The following is a 22,385-nucleotide window of genomic DNA, read 5'->3' as shown; positions in this document are numbered from 1 at the left end:
TTCGCCATTAAAATGGATTGCCGGTACGATGCTGTGTGCGGCGTCGGCCATATCACCCCTGGCTGTCATGGCCCAGGCCCTTGCCACCCCTGCCGCTGCAGGCGCCGTACCGGCCATTGCGCCGGTGCTTGCCACCGATACGCGCAGTGATGACGATGCTTTCCTGCTGCTGCGCGACGCCGCGCGCAAGGACGACATCGAGAAGGCGGACTTTTATGCCGACCGCCTGACAAATTACCAGATTCCATCGTATGTCGACTATTATCGGCTGAAACCGCGCATCAAGCAGCTCACTGAAGCGCAGTTCCGCGATTACCTGAACCGCTACCAGGGTAGCGCCATTGCCGACCGTTTCCGCAATGACTGGCTGCTGGAACTGGGCCGCAAGCGCGACTGGGTCGTGTTTGACGAGCAATATCCCCAATTCGTGCTCGACGACGATACCCAGCTCAAATGTTATGCGCTGATGTCGAAAGTGGCCAAGGGCCAGAACGTGGCGGCCGATGCGCGTAAATTGCTGCTGTCACCGCCCGGTTATGGCGAAGCGTGCGGCAGCCTGATCGGCGCGCTGGCGCAAAGCGGCCAGTTCGACAGCAATGATTTATGGGCGCAGATCCGCCTGGCGGGCCAGACCAACGCCACCGGTCCGGCGCGCCGCATCGCGCTGCTGCTGGGCGCCTCCGATGCAAAAATGGCGCAAGCGATCGACTTGCCGGCGCTGGTGCTGGCCAAGGGACCTGGCGTGAGCCGCGCCGACCATGAAATGTACCTGGTGGCCGTGGGCCGCATGGCCAGGAGCACCTTGAAGCTGGGTGTGGTGGCGCTGGAAAAAGCCAGCCCCAAGCTGACGGCGCAAGAGCGCGCCATCGGCTGGTCCAGCCTGGCCTTGCAAGCCTCGTATGCGCTGGCGCCGGAAGCGTCCGACTACTGGCAAAAAGCAGCGGGCGCACCGTTGAGCTCGGAACAGATACAGTGGAAGGCGCGGATTGCCTTGCGTGAAGGCAACTGGCCGCTGGTGAAATCCGTGATCCAGTCGATGCCGCAAGCCTTGCGCGACGATCCCACCTGGATTTATTGGCTGGCGCGCTCCTTGCAGGCCGAAACGCCGGGACGGCCGAATGCGCAAGCTGAGGCGCTGTACCGCACGATTGCCGACCAATCGAATTTCTATGGCCTGCTGTCCAACGAAGAACTGGGCAACCATTTGATCTTGCCACCGCCCGGCAAACCGGTCAGCCCGACAGAAATTGCCGCCATGGCCGCCAATCCCGGCTTGCAGCGGGCGCTGAAGTTTTTCAATATGCGCTTGCGTTTCGAAGGCACGCGCGAATGGAACTGGGAATTGCGCGGCATGACGGAACGCCAGTATCTGGCTGCCGCCGAATTTGCACGCCAAAACAATATCCTCGACCGCATGGTCAATACCTCGGACCGCACGCGCCTGGAAATCGATTACACGCAGCGTTATCCGACCCCGCACGATGACGTGATGCATCCCGCCACGCAAATGCTGGGCCTCGATAAAGCCTGGGTATATGGCTTGATACGCCAGGAATCGCGTTTCATCATGGATGCGCAATCGCATGTGGGCGCTTCCGGCCTGATGCAGGTGATGCCATCGACGGCCCGCTACGTGGCCAAGAAGATAGGCTTGACGGATTTCGTCGTGGAAGCTTTGAGCGATGTGCGCACCAACGTCATGCTGGGCACCAATTACCTGAACATGGTGCTGGGCGGCCTCGACGGTTCGCAAGTGCTGGCCAGCGCTGCCTACAACGCGGGACCAGGCCGCTTGCGCATCTGGCGCGCCACCATGACGGGGCCGCTGGAAGGCGCCGTCTTTGCGGAAACGATTCCGTATTCGGAAACGCGCGGCTATGTCAAAAACGTGATGTCCAACGCCACCTATTACGCCGCCCTGTTTGAAAAGAGCCCGCAATCGCTGAAATCGCGCCTGGGGACAGTCGGACCGAAAAACAGCGCCATTTCCGCCGACTTGCCGGCATCCAACTAAAGATAGCTGATCCATGCAAACCACCATCCTCGACCCCAGCCTGACGCAAGCGCTGGCCGCTGCGCGCGAGCCAGGCCTGACCCTGATCATCGGCAACAAGAATTACTCGTCCTGGTCGATGCGCCCATGGGTGGCCATGACGGCGTTCGGCATCCCGTTCCAGGAAGTGCGCGTCTTGCTCGACCAGCGCGATACCGTGAATAAAATTGCCGAATACTCGGCTTGCGGCCGGGTGCCCGTGCTGCTAGCCGGTGAAATGACCATCTGGGACAGCCTGGCCATCTGCGAATACCTGGCCGAGCAGTTTCCCGATAAACATTTGTGGCCGCAAGACGTGGCCGCGCGCGCCATGGCGCGCAGCATCTGCGCCGAAATGCATGCGGGCTTTGCGGGTTTGCGTACGGACATGTCGATGCATATCAAGGCCAGCTTGCCTGGCCGTGGCCGCACGGCTGCCGCGCAAGCGGATATCGGCCGCATCAGCGAAATCTGGGAAGAGTGCTTGTCGCGCTTTGGCCACCACCAGTTCCTGTTCGGTGACTTTTCCATTGCCGACGCCTATTTTGCGCCCGTCGTGATGCGCTTCCATACCTATGGCGTGAGCCTGGCGCCGGCCCTGAACGCCTATTGCGAGCGCGTAAAGGCGCAACCGGCCGTGGCCCGCTGGATAGCCGAAGCACTGGCGGAAACGGAAACGGCGCCCAGACACGACGCTGCCTTACCCGATTAAAGAAGAAATATGATGAAGATTTACACGGTCGGCGGCGCGGTGCGCGACCAGCTGCTGGGTTTGCCCATCAAGGACCGCGATTATGTGGTCGTGGGCGCTACGCCCGACGATATGCTGCGCAAGGGTTTCCGCCCGGTCGGCAAGGATTTCCCCGTGTTCCTGCACCCGAAGACGCAGGAAGAATATGCGCTGGCCCGTACCGAGCGCAAGACGGCTCCCGGCTACCGGGGTTTTGTGTTTCATACGGCGCCCGACGTGACCCTGGAAGAGGACCTGGTGCGGCGCGACCTGACCATCAACGCGATTGCCCAGGCCGATGATGGCAGCCTGAGCGATCCGTTTGGCGGTGTGGCTGACATCCAGAACAAGGTGTTCCGCCATGTATCCGAGGCCTTTGCTGAAGACCCCGTGCGCATCTTGCGCCTGGCCCGCTTTGCCGCCCGTTTCGACGGCTTCACGGTGGCGCCCGCGACGATGGAGTTGATGCGCAGCATGGTGGCCGGTGGCGAAGTCGACGCCCTGGTGGCCGAGCGCGTGTGGCAGGAAGTGGCCAAGGGCTTGCTGGAAGCCCATCCTTCGCGCATGTTGATGGTATTGCAAGAATGTGGCGCGCTGGTCCGCATCATGCCCGAACTGCCCATCGATGCCCGTTTGCTGCAGGTGATCGATGAGGCGGCCGTTCGCGGCCTCGACTTGCCTGTGCGCTTTGCCGTGCTGATGCGGGAGGTCGATACCAGCTTGATTGATCAAATAAGCTTGCGTTTGCGCGTGCCCAATGAATGCCGCGAGCTGGCTGTGATGGTGGCGCGCGAAGCAGATGCTGTTGGCATGGCCTTGAACTTGCCGGCGGAAAAACTGGTCAGCCTGTTCGAACGCTGCGACGGTTTTCGCAAGCCGCAGCGGTTTAGCCAGATGTTGCAATCCTTGCAATGTGGAGCGGGTGATGATTTTCCGCAAGCTACATTCCTGCAAGCAGGGCTGGACGCTGCCCGCGCCGTCGATGCGGGCGCCTTGGCGCAGGGCTGTGCTGATCCCAAAAGCATCCCGGCCGTCATCCATGCAGCGCGCGTGGCGGCCGTCAAGACCCGCCTGGGGCTGGCCGATGGCCGGTCAGCCTGAACTTCGGGAATAGGCTACAATCGCTGGATGTTGCACTGCACAATAATGCTATTTGATAATGTGCTGTGGCACCGCCCCCCAGGAGTTGACGTGAGCTTACCCAAATTATTTCAAAACCCGTTCAGGCGCTGGCTCAGTAACACTGGCGCTGGCAGCGAGCGTCCGACCGTGCTGGTCAAGCAGCTGCATGAGCGCGACCGCCGACGCATGATGAAGCATTTCCTGTCGCTGGAGAAGAGTGACCGCTTACTACGGTTTGGCAGCGCCTTGCCCGATGAACTGGTCGCTCAGTATGTGCAAAAGATGAATTTCTCACGCGATATGATTTTTGGCGTATATAGCAGCAGCTTCAAGCTGGTGGGCGTAGGGCATCTGGCGTTTGCGCCCAAAGAGAAGGCGCCGTCCAAACATGTGGTGACGACCAAGGAGCAGGTGGCGGAATTTGGCGTGTCGGTGTCGAAATCCATGCGCGGCATGGGCGTGGGCTCGAAGCTGTTCCAGCGGGCGGCGATACACTGCCGTAACAATGATGTCGATACCCTGTATATGCATTGCTTATCTTCCAACAAGACGATGATGCATATCGCCAAAAAGGCGGGCATGGAGATCCAGCGCGATTATGGCGAAGCCGATGCTTATTTGAAAGTATTGCCGCCGAATCCGTCCAGCATGCTGCAAGAAGCCGTTCAGGAGCAGTTCGCCATGTTCGATTACACCTTCAAGGCCAACGCGCGCGCTGCCTACAAGCTACTGGAACGCTTGCCGGGCCGCAAGAAAGCGGCGCCGCCACAGTAATTACTGCAAACCTACAGCAGTGGCAGGGCCGTCGTATCCTTGATACGCTGCAAGGCAAAGCTTGATTTCACGTCCAGCACGGCCGGGTGGCGCAGCAAGGTCGCCATCATGAAGCGCGAAAAATGCTCCATGTCTTCCACATGCACGCGCAGCAGATAATCCATTTCCCCCGTCATCGCGTAACAGGCCACCACTTCTGGCCATTGCGCGACAGCAACAGCAAAGTCGGCGCGCGGCGAGGTATTCGTCACCAGATTGGGCGCCAATACGCGCGCCGTGCTGTGGGCGGTGGCGTCGCTATGCTTTTCCAGCCGCACGTTGACATAGGCCAGCAAGCCCAGGCCGATCTTTTCCGGGTCCAGCAGGGCCACGTACTGGCGGATCACGCCTGCTTCTTCCAGGCGTTTTACCCGGCGCAAGCATGGCGATGGCGACAGGCTGACCTGCTCGGCCACGTCCTGATTGGACAGGCGGCCGTCGGCCTGCAAGACAGACAGGATCTTGCGGTCGGTTTTATCCAGCGTAATTTTGCTCATGCTTCCTCCGGTGGTTCGAGTTTCACGCAATATTATTGCGCAAATCATGATACATCGGGAGATCTTTGGCATTTAATGCCCGAAGACCGCGCCTATACTGTGCGCTACTTCTTGGAGGAGACATCATGCAATTTCAGCCTTGGGATAACCCGATGGGTACCGATGGTTTCGAGTTTGTAGAATACGCAGCACCAGACCCAAAAGCATTGGGCAAGCTGTTCGAAAACATGGGCTTTACGGCCATCGCCCGCCACCGCCACAAAGATGTCACCCTGTATCGTCAAGGCGACATCAATTTCATCATCAATGCCGAACAAGATTCGTTCGCGCAGCGTTTTGCCCGCCATCACGGCCCGTCCGTGTGCGCCATCGCCATCCGCGTCGATGACGCCGCCTTCGTGTACCGCCGCGCGCTGGAACTGGGCGCCTGGGGTTTCGACAATAAAACCGGCCCGATGGAACTCAATATCCCCGCCATCAAGGGCGTGGGCGATTCTTTGCTGTATTTCGTTGACCGCTGGCGCGGCAAGGGCGCGGACAAGGAAGGCGCGGCAGCGCCGGGCGGCATCGGCGACATCAGCATCTATGACGTGGACTTCGTCGCCATTCCCGGCGCCGTCGCCAATCCGGTCGGCCATGGCCTGACCTATATCGACCACCTGACGCACAATGTGCACCGTGGCCGCATGAAGGAATGGGCCAGCTTTTACGAAAGCCTGTTCAATTTCCGCGAAGTGCGCTACTTCGATATCGAAGGCAAGCTGACGGGCCTCAAGTCCAAAGCCATGACTTCGCCATGTGGCAAGATCCGCATCCCGATCAATGAATCGTCGGACGACAAGTCGCAGATCGCCGAATACCTGGACGCCTATCACGGCGAAGGTATTCAGCACATCGCCCTGGGTACGGACGATATTTATGCGTCGGTGCAAGGCATGCGCGACACTGGCATCGACTTCCAGGACACCATCGAGACGTATTACGAACTGGTCAACCGCCGCCTGCCGAATCATGGCGAGCAGCTGGAAGAATTGCGCCGTCTGCGCATCCTGATCGATGGCCACAGCACGGAAAACGAGCGCGAACTGCTGCTGCAAATCTTTACGCAGACAGTGATCGGCCCGATCTTCTTTGAAATCATCCAGCGTAAGGGCGACCAGGGTTTCGGCGAAGGCAATTTCCGCGCGCTGTTTGAATCGATCGAACTCGATCAGATCAAGCGTGGCGTGTTGCAGGATAAAACTGAAGCTTAAAACTGGGGTCAGACCCGGCGGGGGAAGGCGTGCCAGTGGCTCACCTTCCGATTCCTCAGAACTGACCCCGGCTTTCGTTTGATGTAACAACAAGTAGTAAAAGAGCGCCCGACAGGAATGCAGTGCAGCAAAGAACTGTGCGCATTCCTGTGCTAGTCTATGACTATCAGTCATTTTTCCGCACTGGCCTGCCCACAAGGCAAGGCCGGTACGTCTGAGTTCAAGCGACTTGGCACGGCGTAGTACAGAGAATAATGGAGACACATAATGAACGCACCCCTAAAAGGCTCGGAACTAGAGCCAGGCACGCACGCAGCTGAAATCTCACTGAACGACAAATATACCCTGGAGCGCGGGCGCGCCTTCATGACGGGTACCCAAGCGTTGATACGCCTGCCAATGATGCAGCGTGAACGCGACTTGAAAGCGGGCTTGAACACGGCCGGCTACATCACCGGCTACCGTGGTTCGCCCGTCACTTCCGTCGACATGACGGCCGTGAAAGCCAAGAAATACCTGGACGAACACCACGTCAAATTCCACCCTGGTTTGAACGAAGACCTGGCCGCCACGGCTGTCTGGGGCACTCAGCAAACCAATCTGTTTGAAGATGCCAAATACGATGGCGTGTTCGGCATGTGGTACGGCAAAGGCCCTGGCGTAGACCGCTGCGGCGACGTCTTCAAGCACGCCAACAATGCGGGTTCAGCCAAGCATGGCGGCGTGCTGGTGCTGGCCGGTGATGACCATGCAGCGAAATCTTCGTCCACGGCGCACCAGTCCGACCATATCCTGAACGCCTGCGGCATCCCCGTGCTGTACCCATCGTCGGTGCAGGAATACATCGATTACGGTCTGCACGCCTGGGCTATGAGCCGCTACACGGGCTTGTGGGTCTCGATGAAATGCGTGACCGACATCATCGAGTCCGGCGCCGCCGTCGATTTCGATCCGGACCGCGTGCAAATCACCCTGCCGACCGACTTTGAAATGCCGCAAGGCGGCTTGAACATCCGCTGGCCAGACACGGTGCTGGAGCAGGAAGTGCGGATGAACAGCTATAAATGGTATGCCGCGCTGGCTTATGCGCGCGCCAACAAGCTCAATAAAATCATCTGGGACAGCCCGAAAGCGCGTATCGGCATCATCACGGCCGGTAAATCCTACCTGGACACGCGCCAGGCGCTGGCCGACCTGGGCATCGATGAACAGACCGCGTCCGACATCGGCATCCGCCTGTACAAGATCGGCATGACCTGGCCGCTGGAAGCGGATGGCGTGCATGAATTTGCCAAGGGCCTCGACGAAATCCTGGTGGTGGAAGAAAAACGCCAGATCCTCGAATACGCGCTGAAGGAAGAACTGTATAACCTGAAGGATGGCGAGCGTCCGCGCGTGGTCGGCAAGTTCGACGACACGGGCGAATGGAGCAACCAGAAGGGCACCGGCCACGGCGACTGGCTGCTGCCGGCCACCTATGAGCTGAACCCGGCGATGATCGCCCGCGCCATTGCCAGCCGCATTTCGCGCTACTACGCGGGCCATCCGGTCGAGCAGCGCGTCAAGGAACGCATCGCTTACCTGGAAGCGAAGGAAAACGTGCTCAAGGCGATCAGCGTCAAACCCGATCCGCAAAAAGACCGCACGCCGTTCTTCTGCTCGGGCTGCCCGCATAACAGCTCGACCAAGGTGCCTGAAGGCTCGCGCGCGCTGGCCGGCATCGGCTGCCACTACATGGTGCTGTGGATGGACCGCGAAACCTCGACGTTTACCCATATGGGCGCCGAAGGCGTGACCTGGGTCGGGCAGGCGCCGTTCACGAATGAAAAACACGTGTTCACCAATCTGGGTGACGGCACGTATTTCCACTCGGGCATCCTGGCGATCCGCGCCGCGGTGTCGGCCAAGGTCAATATCACCTACAAGATTCTGTTCAACGATGCAGTCGCCATGACGGGCGGCCAGGAATTCGATGGCCCGCTGTCGCCGGCCATCATTTCGCGCCAGATCGCGGCCGAAGGCGTGGGCCCGATCATCGTCGTCACCGACGAACCTGAAAAATACCCATCCGATTACGCCTGGGCAGAAGGCGTCACCGTGCGCCACCGTTCGGAATTGATGGATGTGCAGCGTGAACTGCGCGACATGCCGGGCGTGTCGGCCATGATCTACGACCAGACCTGCGCCTCGGAAAAACGCCGCCGCCGGAAACGCAATGAATACCCGGACCCGGCCAAGCGCGCCGTGATCAACGAAGCCGTCTGCGAAGGCTGCGGCGACTGTTCCGTGCAATCGAACTGCCTGTCGGTGGAACCGCTGGAAACAGATCTGGGCCGCAAGCGCCAGATCAACCAGTCGTCCTGCAACAAGGATTTTTCGTGCACCACGGGCTTTTGCCCAAGCTTCGTGACGGTGGAAGGCGGCGGCTTGAAAAAGCCGAAGAAAGCAGCTGCCGCCGATAAAGGCGGACCTGCCGTGCCGGCCTTGCCGACGCCGCAGATTCCATCGACCGCCGAACCGTTCGGTATCCTGGTGACCGGTATCGGCGGCACCGGCGTGGTGACTGTCGGCCAGATTCTGGCGATGGCGGCGCACGTGGAAGGCAAGGGCTGTTCCGTGCTGGACATGAGCGGCCTGGCGCAAAAGGGCGGCCCCGTGATGTCGCACGTACGCCTGGCAGACCGTCAGGCAGACATCCACTCGACCCGCGTCGGCACCGGTGCGGCCGATCTGGTGATCGGCTGCGATCTGATCGTCACGGCCAGCCGCGACGCCCTGTCGCGCATGGGCGAGGGCCGCAGCTGGGCCATGATCAACTCGACCAGCTCGTCGACGGCCGCCTTCGTGAAAAACCCGGACTGGCAATTCCCCGGCGCCGGTGCGCGCCTGGAAATTGAAAAGGCCTGTGGCAGCGACCATGTGGATTTCATCGACGCGGGCCAGATCGCCACGGCGCTGATGGGCGACTCGATTGCGACCAATATGTTCATGCTCGGCTACGCCTGGCAAAAGGGCAAAGTGCCGCTCACCGAAGCATCCATCATGAAAGCGATCGACTTGAACAACGTCTCGGTGGCGTTCAACAAGGCCGCCTTCAACTGGGGCCGCGCAGGCGCCCATGATGCCGCCAGCCTGGTACGCATGACCACGCCTGCCAAGGTGGTCGAGTTCAAGCGCATCGAAACCCTGGACGACATCATCGAAAAACGCGTGCAATTGCTGACGGCTTACCAGGACCGCGCCTATGCGCAGCAGTACCTGGACTTCATCAAACAGGTACGCGCCGCTGAAAGCGCCCTGAATGGCCCGCATCTGCGCCTGACGGAAGCTGTGGCCCGCTACTTCTACAAGCTGATGGCGTACAAGGACGAGTATGAAGTGGCGCGCCTGTACACGGATGGCGCTTTCAAGGCGAAGATCGACGCCATGTTCGAAGGCGACGTCAAGCTGAAATTCCATCTGGCGCCGCCGCTGTTCGCCAAGACGGATGCCCAGGGTCATCTGGTCAAGAAGGAATTCGGCCCGTGGATGATGAAGGCTTTTGGTCTGCTGGCCAAGTTCAAGGGCTTGCGTGGCGGTGCGCTGGACGTGTTTGGCTACACAGCCGAGCGCAAGATGGAACGCGCGCTGATCGCCGAGTACCGTCAAACCGTGGGTGCGCTGTTGCCGAAACTGACGACAGCCAAGCTGGCGCAAGCCGTGGCGATTGCCAGCATACCGGAAGACATCCGTGGTTACGGCCACGTGAAAGAGCGTCATTTGACGGCAGCCAAGGAAAAGGAGGCAAGCCTGATCATCGCCTTCAATGCCCCACCTGCCGTGCCTTCGACGGTCGTGCCTGTGCCTGCCGTGGCAACGCCCGTGGTTTGATCCGTCTGGCAAGTTGAAGTACGAGATGGCGCCTGCGGGCGCCATTTTTACGTCTGGCCCGCATAGCGGCGAACGGGCTATTGTATTGGCCTTTGAAGTATTAAATTTGGTAACACATTTATATTCAGCCCCACTATAATTATTGTTTCTATGTGGAAAGGTGTTGGAATGAAAGCGTTGCAATGTTTGAGCCTGGCGAGCCTGCTCATGCTGGCCGCCTGCGGTGGTGGCGGCGACAGTTCCGCACCAGCGACCAGTACGCCGGGCAATGGTAGCAGCACCGGCAATGGTGGCAACAATGGTGGCAACAACGGTGGCGCTACGGTACTGGCACCTTCCTCCACGTTGGCCAACCGCTGCGAAAAGCCCCGTGCCGGCAATAGCACCGACAAGCCAGGCACCTTGCGCAACGAGCAGGACTGGGTCCGCAGCTGGATCGATGAAAGTTATCTGTGGTACAACGAAGTTCCCAATACTTATCTGGCACAAAACTACAGCACCGCGCCCGCCTATTTCGATGTGCTGAAAACCTATGCCACCACGGCTTCCGGCAAGCAAAAAGACCAGTTCCATTTCACTTATACAACGGCCGAGTGGGAAGCGTCGCAGAGTGGCGTTGAGTTCGGTTACGGTTTCCTGATGGCTTACGACAGCTTGAGTCCGCCACGCAAGGCAGTCGTGGCCATGATCGAGCCAGGCTCGCCGGCCGCCTTGGCCGGTTTGCAGCGGGGCGATGTGCTGCAGCGCGTCGATGGTGTCGATTTCGTCAACGCTGGCGATACGGCCAGCGTGGATACGCTCAATGCAGGCATCTTCCCCGACCAGAAAGTCAGCCATACCCTGGTGTTCAGCCGTAACGGCACCCCGATCAGTGCCACCATGACCGCCGGCGATATCAGCACCACGGCCGTGCAAAACACGAAAGTCATCACGACGCCGACCGGCAAGGTGGGTTATCTGACCTTTAACACGCACAACTATGTTTCCGAGCGTCAGTTGATCGAAGCGATGCAATCGTTCCAGACGGCCGGTGTCAGCGACCTGGTGCTTGACGTGCGCTATAACGGCGGCGGCTTGCTTGACGTGGCCAGCGAACTGGCTTACATGATTGCCGGACCGCAGCAAACGACAGGCAAGACGTTTGAACAAACTGTCTATAACGACAAGACAAAACCCGATGCGCCCGTACCTTTCCATGCACGCAGCATCGGCTTTGCCGCGCCGAATCCGGTGCAGAAAAACATCGCCCTGCCTTACCTGGGCTTGAAAAAGGTCACCGTGCTGACCACGGCGGGAACCTGCTCGGCCAGTGAAGCGATCATCAACGGCCTGCGTGGCGTGGACGTGGAAGTGAACTTGATCGGTGGCACTACCTGCGGCAAGCCGTACGGCTTCTATCCTCAGCCCAATTGCGGCACCACCTATTTCGCCATCAACTTCAAGGGTGTCAACGCCAAGGGCTTTGGCGATTATGCCGACGGCATCGCACCCACCTGTGCGGCCAGCGATGATTACCAGCACGCACTGGGCGATCCGGCGGAAGGCATGCTGGCGCTGGCGTTGCAATACCGCAACAACAAGAGTTGCAGCTTGCCTACAGGTAAGGCGCAACTGCTGAGCCAATCGGTCGAATCCAGCGCCACGGCCATGCGTTTGCTGCGTCCCCAATACCGCGAGATTTCGGTGCGGTAATCGGTCCCGTAACGCTGGAAAACCTTAGGCTGCGAGCATGACGCCGGGATTTATCCCGGCGTTTTTTTTATGCGCATGCCGTTGTTGGAGGCCGTACCCTTAGATGTAGAGAAATATTTCTATATAACAATAACGATATATACATAAGTGAAACCATTCGTTTTGAAGTCACTGGCATTTTGATACCTTCGCCCTTCTCCAACATCGAGAAGCGCAAAAATGTCAACACAATTCAAACTAAAACCCCTCAGCGTGGTCATTCTGGCCGCGCTGAGTGGCGCTACATGGCAGGTGCACGCGCAGACGCAGTCGCCCACCGCCGACACAGTATCCGCAACCACTCCCCAGGCCGTCGTCGTGACCGGCTCGCGCATTCCGCGCGCCAGCCTGGAAGGCCCGTCGTCGGTGACCATCCTGACCGGTGAAGAGATCACCAGGCAGGGTTATAAAAACGTCTTCGATGCGTTGAGCAACCAGGTGCAGAACAGCGGTTTTACGCAAGGCGAAGACTTCGGCAATACCTTTACGCCATCGGCCAATACCATCAGCCTGCGCGGCCTGGGCCCGAACCATACCTTGATCCTGCTGAACGGCCGCCGTCTTGCCGATTTCCCGGTCGCCTATGAAGGTACGGTCAACTTCACCAACCTGGCCAATATCCCGTCGAGCATCGTCGACCGCATCGAGATCCTCAACGGCGGCGCGTCGGCCATCTACGGTTCGGATGCGATTGCCGGCGTGGTCAACGTGATCCTGAAAAAACAGACGGAAGGCATTGATGTCAACGTCAAGGCCGGCGGCACCACGCGCGGTGGCGCAGGCAACCAGCGCGTGCAGGTGACGGGCGGCGGCAATTTCGACAAGCTGCATACCTTGTTCAGCGTGGAACTGAGCCAGCGCGATCCGCTGTCCAGCCTGGACCGCGATTTCATGGCCACCAAAGGCGGCACGCCAACCAATATCGCTTCGCGCCGCGTGGTCAAAGCGGGTACCTCGGGTACCTACCAGGACCTGGGCGACACCTGCAACCAGTTCGGTGACTTGTTTGGCGGCAGCGTCGTCAAGTACCAGGCCAAGAACGGTACGTATTGCGCCAGCCCGAAAGTAGGCCCGACCTACTGGACCACGCAGACCAAGAACAAGAGCCAGAACGTATTCGGCAGCGCCAATTATGAGCTGTCGCCGGAGACCACGCTGTTCGCCGATTTCCTGATCGGCAAAAACGCCACCGAGAACAATACGCGCGGACCGTCGTGGACGTCGTCGTCGACGGGCAGCAGCTATTTCAAGAACCAGAACACGGGTAATTACGAAGCATGGACGCGCTACATCTCGCCAGAAGAAATCGGCGGCGTATCGCGCTACAACCGCAAGTGGGACGACCTGGCTACCGCTATTTCGATCGGCGCCAAGGGCCGTATTCCGGGCACCGCGTCCTGGCAGTATGAAGCCAACTACAACGCGTCCCTGTACAAGAGCGAGAGCCATACGCCGCGCGCACTGGCCAATATCGATACCTTCTTCCTGGGGCCGAAACTGGGCACCGACGCCAATGGCGTGCCTATCTATGCACCTGATCCTGCGCGCCTGTCGCGCCGGTTGACGCCGGCCGAATTCAATAGCATCACGGGTAATTCGGACAGCGACGACAAGGCATGGACCAATACCCTGAGCCTGTCCACCAATGGCGACCTGTTCCAGCTGCCGGGCGGCGTGGCGAAAGTGGCCACCATCGCAGAACTGGGCAAGCAAGGCTTCAGCAATGTGCCTGACCCGCGCCTGAACGCCGGCTACTTCAACGTCGCCACCCAGTCCGACATCACGGCCGGTACGCGTACCCGCGGTGCACTGGGCGCCGAGCTCAATTTGCCGCTGCATGAAAAGCTGATCGCCACCCTGGCTGGCCGTTATGACCGCTACAGCTTTGCCGGCCGCAACGATGGCAAGTTCACCTATAACGGTGGGCTGGAGCTGCGTCCTGCGCCAGACCTGCTGTTCCGCGCCAACTACGCCACCAGCTTCCGCGCACCGGACATGAACTATATCTACAAGGCGCGCGGCACGGGCTATTATTCGAGCACCACCGACTACTACCGCTGCGGTGCCGCGAAACAGGATATCGACAAGTGCGATTACGCCAACCTCTCGCCTGGCGCCGATTACATCCAGAACGGCAGCAAGGATCTGCAGTCGGAAAAAGGCAAGTCCTTCGGCGTGGGCGCCGTCTGGTCGCCAAGCACCAATTTCGATGTCTCGGTCGATTACTGGAACATCAAGATCACGGACCTGGTGACCAACCTGAGCGCCGACAAGATCTTGCGCGACGAAGCCGATTGCCGTCTGGGTAAACTCGATATCACGTCGCCGACCTGCGTCGATACCCTGGCGCGCGTCCAGCGCTACGCAAGCGACGCATTGAACCGTGCCGGCGAGATCAAGACCATCACCGTCAACCCGATCAATGCTGCCAGTCAAAGCACCAGCGGTATCGATATCAGCCTGAAGTATCTGGTACCTACAAATAACTATGGCCGCTTTGCCTTCAAGGCCAATTATTCGAAAGTGTTGACCAACAAATCGCAGCAGTTTGCGGGCGATGAAGTGATCGACGGCACCAAAGACCTGACCAACACGGATTGGCCGGACAAGCTGAACCTGAGCGTCAACTGGAGCGCGGGAAAGTGGTCGAATACCTTGCTGGTCAGCCGCTACGGCAAGATACCTAACGGTGCCGGCACGGCTTACCTGACACCGACGGCGCTGGCCAATATCAGCACCGTGTATCAGATCAACGACCGCGCCACCGTATCGCTGATCGTCAATAACGTGCTCGACACCATCAAGCGTGACGATACGGGCGGCTGGCCGTACTACCCGGTGGGCAGCTACAGCCCGCAAGGACGCCAGGGCTGGGTAGAGTTCAATTACCACTTCTGATGCCTGTCTGACGGCCTGGTATCGATCGTAAGGTCTTGCCAGCCATCCTCAAAAAGCGCCCCGGCCACCCCGGCTCGGGCGCTTTTTTACATGTTTGTATTGCTTGAATAGCTTTCTTGTACTTGTTTCATACTTCAATACATGGACCGTGGCATGCCGGTTATCGTGGCAAAGCGGTCTATAATTTCCGGCTACCTTGTTTGCCATCGATCTGGAGTCTCACCCATGTTACGTTCCGCCCTGTTACTGGCCATGCTGGCCACTCCGCTGGCCCATGCCGCATCCGATACGCTAACCACGATTTCCGAACGCTCCGGTTTCCTGAAAACCGGCCGCTACGATGAAGTGGTCAAGCTGTGCAGCGCCTTCCAGCAAGCCTACCCGAAGCAGGTACGCTGCTTTGAATTTGGCCGCACGCCGGAAAACCGTCCCATGCTGGCGCTGGCCGTCAGCAATACGGGTGCCCTGACGGCTGCCGAGGCGACGCGCCGCAAGCTGCCGGTGCTGCTGGTGCAGGGCGGCATCCACTCCGGCGAAATCGATGGCAAGGATGCCGGTTTCCTGGCGCTGCGCGAAGTACTGGAAGGGAAGGTAGCGCCCGGTGCGCTCGACAAGCAGGTGCTGTTGTTCGTGCCCGTGTTTAATATCGATGGCCATGAGCGCTTCGGCCAGTGGAACCGTCCCAACCAGCGCGGCCCGGTGGAAATGGGCTGGCGCAGCACGGCGCAAAACTTTAACCTGAACCGCGACTACATGAAGGCCGATGCGCCCGAGATGCAGCATATGCTGGCGCTGGTGAATCAATGGGACCCGCTGGCCTATGTGGACTTGCACGTCACCGATGGCGCGCAGTTCGAACCCGATATCTCGATCCAGGTCGAACCCGTGCATGCGGGCGACGCCGACTTGCGCGTAGCCGGCACGGCCTTGCGCGACAATGTGCTGGCCGACCTGGCGAAACAGGGCTCGGACCCGAAGCCGTTTTATATGTCGTTTGCCGAAGAAGACAATCCGCAATCGGGTTTTGTCGATTCGACGCCGAATCCGCGCTTTTCGCACGGCTACTTCTTGCTGCGCAACCGCTTCGGCATGCTGGTGGAAACCCACTCGTGGAAGGATTATCCGACCCGCGTGCGCATCACGCACAACACCATCGTCTCGCTGCTGTCGCAAATGGCCGCGCACGGTGCGCAGTGGCGCAGCATCACGCAGCAAGCCGATGTGCGCGCCAGCGCACTGGCTGGCGCCACCGTGCCTCTCAGTTACACGACCACTGAAAAAAGCCACCAGATCGAGTTTCGCGGTTATGCCTACACGCGTACCTTGTCCGACGTATCGGGCGCCCTGATGACACGCTACGATGAAAAGACGCCGCAGTTGTGGACTGTGCCGCTGCGCGACGAAATCGTGCCCAAGCTACAGGTCGAGGCGCCGCAAGCCGGCTACCTGGTGCCAGCCGCGCAAGCGGTCATGGTGGCGGAAAAACTGCGCCAGCATGGCGTGTCCTATCAAGTGCTGAAAACAGGATTCGGCAAGCAGCCGGTGCAAACCTTCCGCGCCACGCAAGTGAAATTTGGCGCCCAATCGTTCGAGAGCCGCCAGACGGCCAGCGTCGAGGGTGAATGGCAAAAAGAAGAACGCGAGATCGGTGCAGGTTCGCTGTATGTACCGATTGCCCAGCCGAAGGCGCGCCTGGTGATGGCGCTGCTGGAGCCGCGCGCACCCGATTCGCTGCTGGCCTGGGGCAGTTTCAATACGGCCTTCGAGCGCAAGGAATACATGGAGGATTATGTGGCCGAAGACGTGGCGCGTGCGCAGATGGCGGCCGACCCTGCACTGGCCGCGACCTTCAAGGCCAAGCTGGCCAGCGACCCGGCTTTTGCGGCCAACCCGCGCGCGCGCCTGGAGTTTTTCGCCCGCCGCCACAGTTCCTGGGACGAGCGTCTGAATCTGTATCCGGTGCTGCGCACTGATGTGGCCCCGGCGCTCTACAAGACCGGTTCGTGATGCTTCAGGTATTGCATATCCTGTAGCGGCGGGGCGCCGAACAGGCGCCGGTATTCGCGGCTGAACTGGGACGGGCTTTCATAGCCTACCTGGTAAGCCACGGTGGCCGCTTCCAGTTTTCCCGTCAACAGGAGTTTACGCGCTTCTAGCAAACGGATCTGCTTTTGATATTGCAGGGGGCTCATCACGGTGAGCGCCTTGAAGCGGTGGTGCAGGCTCGATACACTCATGCTGACCGATTTCGCCAGCTGCTCGATTTTCAAGGGCTGGTCATAATGGTGTTTGATCCACAGCATGGCTTCGCTGACGCCTTTTTCTTGCGCGTGCGCCGTCACGCTCTCGTACAGCGCTTCGCCGCCGCGCGCCGTCAGCAAGCGGTACAGGATTTCCTGTTTCAGCAGGGGGCCGATGGCCGCCAGGTCCTGCGGTTTTTTCAGCATGCGCAGCAGCCGCAAAAACGCCTCCCGTAATTCCGTATCGGCTTCTTCGACATAGGCTGGAGCAGGCTGCTTGCGCCGGCTGTCGGGCACGGCCAGCTGCATGTCGATCACCAGCGCCGCCAGTTCGCGCGCATCGAGGGCGATGCGCAGGCCAATATACGGCTGTTCCGGCGTGGCTAACGACACCTGGCCCGAGACGGGCAAGTCGATCGCCGACACCACATAGCTGCCGGCGCCGTAATTGGTGATCTGCTGGCCGATCAGGATCGTCTTTTCCCCTTGCAGCACCAGGCACATCGACGGCTCCAGCATGCCACGATTGAGTTCCGTCGTCTGCGTAAAGCGGATGAAGGACAGGTAGGGCAGCGCCGTCGGCAGCTCGCGCTGCGCCACGGGCAGACCCTGGAACAGCGCGAGCGCTTCTGCACGCAGCATGGCCAGCGTGGTGGAAGCGGATGTGGAATCAATCGGTTTCATTGCTAGCAGAGTAGCCCATCATGGCTTTCGGCTCAAGGTAAGCTTCCAGGCCATAGGTGCCGAATTCGCGGCCTATGCCCGATTGCTTGAAGCCGCCGAAAGGCGCCAGCGGTTCGTCATACAGGCCGTTGATGAAGACGCGGCCTGCCACTAGTTGCGCCGCTACCCGGTTGGCGCGCGCAGGGTCGCCTGAACTGACATAGGCTTGCAAGCCATAGACTGTGTCGTTGGCAATCGCGATGGCTTCTGCTTCGCTGTCGTAGCTGATGATGGATAGTACCGGGCCAAAGATCTCTTCGCGTGCGATGGCCATGTCGTTGCGCACGTTGAAAAACACGGTCGGCTTGACGAAATAGCCGTTTTCCAGCCCTGCCGGATGGCCGGCGCCGCCCGTCAGCAAGGTGGCGCCTTGCTCTGTACCCAGCGCGATATAGCGCTGCACGCGTGCATATTGGGCGGCGTTGACCAGCGGCCCGATCTGCGTATCGGCCTTGGCCGGGTCGCCTACGTGCAAGGCATCGACGGCCACCTTGATGCGCTGCTTGATTTCTTCCAGGCGGCTGGCTGGCACGATCAGACGCGTGCCCGCCAGGCAGGCCTGGCCGCTGTTGAAGGTGAAGGCGGCGACGGCAGTGGGAATGGCGAGATCCAGGTCCGCATCGTCCAGCAGCACATTCGGCGATTTGCCGCCCAACTCCAACGTCACGCGTTTCAGGGTATCGACGGCGCCGCGGGCGATGTGTTTACCGACGGCCGTCGAACCCGTAAACGAAATCTTGGCGATGTCGGGGTGGGCCGTGATGGCGTTGCCGACGATTTCGCCGCTGCCGTTGACGATGTTGAACAGGCCGGGCGGCAGCTGCGCTGCATGCAGGCATTCGGTCAGGATCTGGGTCTGGGCGGCGCTCAATTCGCTGGGTTTGATGACGGCCGTGCTGCCGGCGGCCAGTGCGGTGGCCAGTTTGCTGCAGATAAAACCGTAGCTGGAATTCCACGGCGTGATGATGCCGACCACGCCCAGCGGTTCGAGCACCACGCGCGCCGAACCGGCCGTGCGCACAAAATCAAAAGTTTCCAGTAACTGTTTGGTTTGCAGGAAGGTGTTCGATGCGCGCTGTACGCTGGCGCGGCAAAATGCCAGGGTGCCGCCATATTCTTCGACCATCACCTGCACCAGTTCTTCGCTGCGGGCGGCCACGGCTTCATGCAGGCGCTGCAAGATCTCCATGCGTTCCTGCTTGCTGCTGCGCGAGTAGGCAGGGTAGGCCGCCTTGGCGGCGGCGACGGCCGCATCGACGTCGGTGGCGTCGCCGAGGACCACGCGGGCAGCTGCCTGGCCGGTGCTGGGATTGATCAATTCCTGCTGCTGCGTGCCGTGTGGGGTGAGGAATTGGCCGTTGATGTAGATCTGGTCGATGGTCTTCATGTTAGCTCCGCTAAATGTGAATTCAGGGTTCCATCTTGAACCTGTGCGCCTGGCTGGCGGTAGACCAAAGCTGTGCGAAGATTGCCTGATTCTGCAAATTCTGTGATCAGCGACGACTTCAGGCATCATGACGTTTTACATATGTTTTCCCGGATTACTCCTATGGAACACCACGGCTTTTTAATTAATCTCTTGTTTTACCTGGTCGCCGCCATCGTCATGGTGCCGCTGGCCAAGCGGCTGGGCATGGGCGCCGTGCTGGGCTACCTGGTGGCCGGCGTCATCATCGGACCGTGGGGCCTGGGCTTGATCAGCAATGTCGAAGTCATCCTCGATTTTTCCGAATTCGGCGTGGTGCTGCTGCTGTTTTTAATTGGCCTGGAGCTGGAGCCGAGGCGCTTGTGGCTGCTGCGCCGGCCCATCTTTGGCTGGGGCGGGGCGCAGGTGGCGCTCGTCAGCGCGGGCTTGTGCGCCGTGGCCATGGCCTTTGGCGTGGATTGGCGCACGGCGCTGGTCGGGGCGCTGGGCTTGTCGCTGTCGTCGACGGCCATCGTGCTGGCCACCCTGGGCGAGCGCAAGCTGATGTCCACCCCGGCCGGTTCCGCCGGCTTTTCCATCTTGCTGTTCCAGGATGTCGCGGCCATTCCCATGATCGCGCTGGTGCCGCTGCTCGGCGGCCTGGTCACGCACGCGGGCGAACCGGGCTGGCTGCGCGTGGCCAAGCTGGCCGGCGTGCTGGCGGCGCTGGTGATCGGCGGGCGCTTCCTCGTCAATCCCATCCTGCGCTTTATCGCCAAAACGGAATTGCGCGAAATCTTCACGGCCTTTGCGCTGCTGCTGGTGATCGCCATCTGCGTGCTGATGGAATCGGTGGGCTTGTCGATGGCGCTGGGGACGTTTGTTGCCGGCGTGCTGCTGGCCGATTCGGAATACCGGCATGAGCTGATCAGCGACCTGGAACCGTTCAAGGGCCTGCTGCTGGGCCTGTTTTTCATTGCCGTCGGCATGTCCGTCGATTTCGGTGTGCTGCGCGCGCAGCCGCTGTTGATCCTGGCGCTGGTGGCAGGCCTGCTGGCCATCAAGATAGCCTTGCTATATGGCTTGTCCAAGCTGTTCGACATTCCCCGTGGCCAGCAGCTGTTCTTTGCGCTGCTGCTGTCGCAGGGCGGCGAGTTTGCCTTCGTGGTGTTCGCCACGGCGGTGGCCGCGCACGTATTTGCGCCGGAGACGGGGGCCCTGCTGGTGGTAGTCGTTACCTTGTCGATGGTGGCCACGCCCTTGCTGCTGCTCTTGCACGACAAGTTCGTGGCGCCCCGTTTTCAAGGCGAAAAGAAACGCCGGCCCGATGACCATATCGAGGCACAGGATAATCCCATCGTCATCGCCGGTTTCGGCCGCTTCGGCCAGATCATCGGCCGTTTGCTGGCGGCCAACAAGATCGGCGTGACGGTGCTCGATCACGACCCGGACCAGATCGACCTGCTGCGCAAGTTCGGTTTCAAGGTGTTTTATGGCGACGCCACGCGGGTGGACTTGCTGGTGGCGGCCGGGATTGAAAAGGCGAAGGCGCTGGTGATCGCCATCGACAATGCCGATGACAGCCTGGCCCTGGTCGACGCCGTGCGGCTGCGCCTGCCGCAGCTGACGATACTGGCGCGGGCGCGCAACGTCACGCATTACTATGAATTGATGAAGCGGGGCGTGACCCTGATCGAACGCGAAACCTTCGAGGCGGCGCTGCTGCTGGGCGAACAGACCTTGCTGCAAGTGGGGTATCCGCCCGAGCGGGCGCACCGCGCAGCCGCCATCTTCCGCGCGCACAACCTGAAAACCCTGCTGGCAGTAGCGCCGCACTTCCAGGACCAGCAAAAAGTGTTGTCGCTGGCACGCCAGGCGCGCGAGGAACTGGAAGATATGTTTGAAGGCGATGCGGCTGCCTATGCGGCCGAGGAAGCGGATAAGGCGGGATCCGCACCACCGGCTGCTGGAGAATGATGCCGGGCCAGCTTGGAACTGACTTGTGCGCACGGTTTGATCTCATTGCTTGAGATCAAACCGTGCGGGTCAGCCGATCAGGTTCTTACGATAGAAATCGGCCATCTTGGCAACCGCTGGCGTGACGTACTGCTCCTTGTCATACAGGTCGACGTGACTCGCGCCCTCTATCCAGAACAGTTCCTTCGGCTCCCCCGCTTTTGGCAATGCCTCTTCTGCCATCCATTTGGTGTCGGCTTTGGTGCCGACGATGGCCAGCAACGGGCGTGGCGCGATCAAGTCAATGTAGCGGAAGGCTTCGAAGGTCGCCATCTTGTCGACGCTGATCCAGGGCATGCGCTTGGTCGACCTAGGATGATAGGCGCGGGCAGTTGCGTAGTATTCCCATCCTTCGTAATTGTATTGACCAAGCGCCCGCGCGGCGGCTTCGGTATCTGGAAAGATCGGAAAGGACTGGGGGCCTTCGCCACGCGCTTCGGCAGTGCGTGCCTTCGCAGCGTTATCCAGCATGGCCTGGAGTACTGCGGGAGACTGTTTCCCGTCATAGCCCTGCCGGAAGAAAGTACCGACATCGACGCCACTGACGGTGGCAACTGCCTTGATCCTATGGTCTGTTGCCGCCGCCGGGATGGCATAGCCGCCAGAGGCGCAAATGCCCAGCAAGCCTATGCGCGCGGGATCGATCTCGGCACGGGTAGTCAAGAAAGAGACTGCGGACTTGATATCCTCAACACGATGTGCGGGATCTTCCAGGCCGCGTGGTTCGCCGGCACTTTCGCCGTTATACGCGGCATCGAAGGCGAGCGTAATGAAGCCTTGTTCTGCGAGATGCCTGGCGTATAAGCCGGCGGTCTGCTCTTTTACCCCGCTGGCGGGGTGGCTGACGACGATGGCCGGACTCGCCGCAGTTGGCAGCGCATCCGGGATATACAGAATACCGGCAAGTTTGAGACCGGCACTTTCAAATGTTACGGCGTGTTGTTTCATGCTGACTCTCCTAAAGGGTTGAGATTCCGCCAGCACCTTGAGCGCAATGGCTGACGAAGCAATGATGGTGCTTTTGAGAAAGGTTCGGCGCTCCATATAGAGCCCTC

Annotated in this window: 14 protein-coding genes; 10 read left to right on the top strand and 4 right to left on the bottom strand. The window is 60.0% G+C overall.

Annotation, left to right across the window (positions count from 1 at the left end; all coding sequences use genetic code 11):
• Positions 1 to 28 precede the first annotated feature (28 nt).
• The 4 genes from HDE75_RS19150 to HDE75_RS19135 all read left to right on the top strand — a co-directional run bounded on the left by HDE75_RS19150 (position 29) and on the right by HDE75_RS19135 (position 4,658).
• Positions 29 to 2,014 (top strand): lytic transglycosylase domain-containing protein, encoded by a 1,986-nt coding sequence (locus HDE75_RS19150; RefSeq protein ID WP_183679898.1) that lies wholly within the window; start codon positions 29 to 31, stop codon positions 2,012 to 2,014.
• Positions 2,015 to 2,027: 13 nt separating this feature from the next.
• Positions 2,028 to 2,744 (top strand): glutathione S-transferase family protein, encoded by a 717-nt coding sequence (locus HDE75_RS19145; protein WP_183679827.1) that lies wholly within the window; start codon positions 2,028 to 2,030, stop codon positions 2,742 to 2,744.
• 12 nt (positions 2,745 to 2,756) lie between these two features.
• Complete coding sequence (locus tag HDE75_RS19140; protein ID WP_183679900.1) at positions 2,757 to 3,863, top strand: multifunctional CCA tRNA nucleotidyl transferase/2'3'-cyclic phosphodiesterase/2'nucleotidase/phosphatase; 1,107 nt, start codon at positions 2,757 to 2,759, stop codon at positions 3,861 to 3,863.
• Between the two features lie 90 nt (positions 3,864 to 3,953).
• Positions 3,954 to 4,658, top strand: a complete 705-nt coding sequence (locus HDE75_RS19135; protein WP_183679829.1) for a GNAT family N-acetyltransferase — start codon at positions 3,954 to 3,956, stop codon at positions 4,656 to 4,658.
• Positions 4,659 to 4,669: 11 nt separating this feature from the next.
• On the opposite strand, the gene HDE75_RS19130 is transcribed toward HDE75_RS19135, so the two are convergent.
• Complete coding sequence (locus HDE75_RS19130; RefSeq protein WP_034783525.1) at positions 4,670 to 5,194, bottom strand: Lrp/AsnC family transcriptional regulator; 525 nt, start codon at positions 5,192 to 5,194, stop codon at positions 4,670 to 4,672.
• A gap of 125 nt (positions 5,195 to 5,319) precedes the next feature.
• Between HDE75_RS19130 and hppD the strand changes: the two genes are divergently transcribed.
• From hppD to HDE75_RS19105, 5 genes are all read left to right on the top strand, one after another.
• Positions 5,320 to 6,447, top strand: a complete 1,128-nt coding sequence (gene hppD / locus HDE75_RS19125; RefSeq protein WP_183679831.1) for a 4-hydroxyphenylpyruvate dioxygenase — start codon at positions 5,320 to 5,322, stop codon at positions 6,445 to 6,447.
• Between the two features lie 267 nt (positions 6,448 to 6,714).
• Entirely contained in the window at positions 6,715 to 10,317 is a 3,603-nt protein-coding gene (locus tag HDE75_RS19120; RefSeq protein WP_183679833.1) for an indolepyruvate ferredoxin oxidoreductase family protein, read from the top strand.
• Positions 10,318 to 10,485: 168 nt separating this feature from the next.
• Positions 10,486 to 12,009 carry a S41 family peptidase gene (locus HDE75_RS19115; protein ID WP_183679835.1) on the top strand — a complete coding sequence of 508 codons (1,524 nt, stop codon included), beginning with the start codon at positions 10,486 to 10,488 and terminating at the stop codon, positions 12,007 to 12,009.
• Between the two features lie 219 nt (positions 12,010 to 12,228).
• The gene (locus tag HDE75_RS19110) at positions 12,229 to 14,946 is read left to right on the top strand and encodes a TonB-dependent receptor plug domain-containing protein (protein ID WP_183679837.1); all 2,718 of its coding nucleotides are present in this window, start codon (positions 12,229 to 12,231) and stop codon (positions 14,944 to 14,946) included.
• A gap of 225 nt (positions 14,947 to 15,171) precedes the next feature.
• Positions 15,172 to 16,953 carry a M14 family metallopeptidase gene (locus HDE75_RS19105; RefSeq protein ID WP_183679839.1) on the top strand — a complete coding sequence of 594 codons (1,782 nt, stop codon included), beginning with the start codon at positions 15,172 to 15,174 and terminating at the stop codon, positions 16,951 to 16,953.
• Here the strand turns inward: HDE75_RS19105 and HDE75_RS19100 are convergent.
• Both HDE75_RS19100 and HDE75_RS19095 read right to left on the bottom strand, forming a co-directional pair.
• Positions 16,935 to 17,870, bottom strand: coding sequence for an AraC family transcriptional regulator (locus tag HDE75_RS19100; RefSeq protein ID WP_183679841.1), 936 nt, complete (start codon positions 17,868 to 17,870; stop codon positions 16,935 to 16,937). The two genes, HDE75_RS19105 and HDE75_RS19100, sit on opposite strands and share 19 nt — an antisense overlap.
• Positions 17,857 to 19,296, bottom strand: coding sequence for an aldehyde dehydrogenase family protein (locus HDE75_RS19095; RefSeq protein ID WP_183679843.1), 1,440 nt, complete (start codon positions 19,294 to 19,296; stop codon positions 17,857 to 17,859). The genes HDE75_RS19100 and HDE75_RS19095 overlap by 14 nt, the downstream gene beginning before the upstream one ends.
• A 162-nt stretch (positions 19,297 to 19,458) precedes the next feature.
• Between HDE75_RS19095 and kefC the strand changes: the two genes are divergently transcribed.
• A complete protein-coding gene (kefC, locus tag HDE75_RS19090) occupies positions 19,459 to 21,291 on the top strand; it encodes a glutathione-regulated potassium-efflux system protein KefC (protein WP_183679845.1) in 1,833 nt (610 codons plus the stop codon).
• 69 nt (positions 21,292 to 21,360) lie between these two features.
• Here kefC and HDE75_RS19085 read toward each other — a convergent pair whose 3' ends face one another.
• Positions 21,361 to 22,374 (bottom strand): alpha/beta hydrolase, encoded by a 1,014-nt coding sequence (locus tag HDE75_RS19085; RefSeq protein ID WP_260174223.1) that lies wholly within the window; start codon positions 22,372 to 22,374, stop codon positions 21,361 to 21,363.
• Between the last annotated feature and the right edge of the window lie 11 nt (positions 22,375 to 22,385).

Source organism: Janthinobacterium silvisoli (genome assembly GCF_014200725.1).
GTDB lineage: Bacteria > Pseudomonadota > Gammaproteobacteria > Burkholderiales > Burkholderiaceae_D > Janthinobacterium.
Note: the sequence above shows the minus strand (reverse complement) of the source record. Positions and strands in the feature narration are given on the sequence as shown.

Bases quoted from the DNA above. Each gene is read 5' to 3' on its own strand.
- HDE75_RS19150 (WP_183679898.1), top strand. From the start codon at position 29: ATGCTGTGTGCGGCGTCGGCCATATCACCCCTGGCTGTCATGGCCCAG.
- HDE75_RS19145 (WP_183679827.1), top strand. From the start codon at position 2,028: ATGCAAACCACCATCCTCGACCCCAGCCTGACGCAAGCGCTGGCCGCT.
- HDE75_RS19140 (WP_183679900.1), top strand. From the start codon at position 2,757: ATGAAGATTTACACGGTCGGCGGCGCGGTGCGCGACCAGCTGCTGGGT.
- HDE75_RS19130 (WP_034783525.1), bottom strand. From the start codon at position 5,194: ATGAGCAAAATTACGCTGGATAAAACCGACCGCAAGATCCTGTCTGTC.
- hppD (WP_183679831.1), top strand. From the start codon at position 5,320: ATGCAATTTCAGCCTTGGGATAACCCGATGGGTACCGATGGTTTCGAG.
- HDE75_RS19120 (WP_183679833.1), top strand. From the start codon at position 6,715: ATGAACGCACCCCTAAAAGGCTCGGAACTAGAGCCAGGCACGCACGCA.
- HDE75_RS19115 (WP_183679835.1), top strand. From the start codon at position 10,486: ATGAAAGCGTTGCAATGTTTGAGCCTGGCGAGCCTGCTCATGCTGGCC.
- HDE75_RS19110 (WP_183679837.1), top strand. From the start codon at position 12,229: ATGTCAACACAATTCAAACTAAAACCCCTCAGCGTGGTCATTCTGGCC.
- HDE75_RS19105 (WP_183679839.1), top strand. From the start codon at position 15,172: ATGTTACGTTCCGCCCTGTTACTGGCCATGCTGGCCACTCCGCTGGCC.
- HDE75_RS19100 (WP_183679841.1), bottom strand. From the start codon at position 17,870: ATGAAACCGATTGATTCCACATCCGCTTCCACCACGCTGGCCATGCTG.
- HDE75_RS19095 (WP_183679843.1), bottom strand. From the start codon at position 19,296: ATGAAGACCATCGACCAGATCTACATCAACGGCCAATTCCTCACCCCA.
- kefC (WP_183679845.1), top strand. From the start codon at position 19,459: ATGGAACACCACGGCTTTTTAATTAATCTCTTGTTTTACCTGGTCGCC.
- HDE75_RS19085 (WP_260174223.1), bottom strand. From the start codon at position 22,374: ATGGAGCGCCGAACCTTTCTCAAAAGCACCATCATTGCTTCGTCAGCC.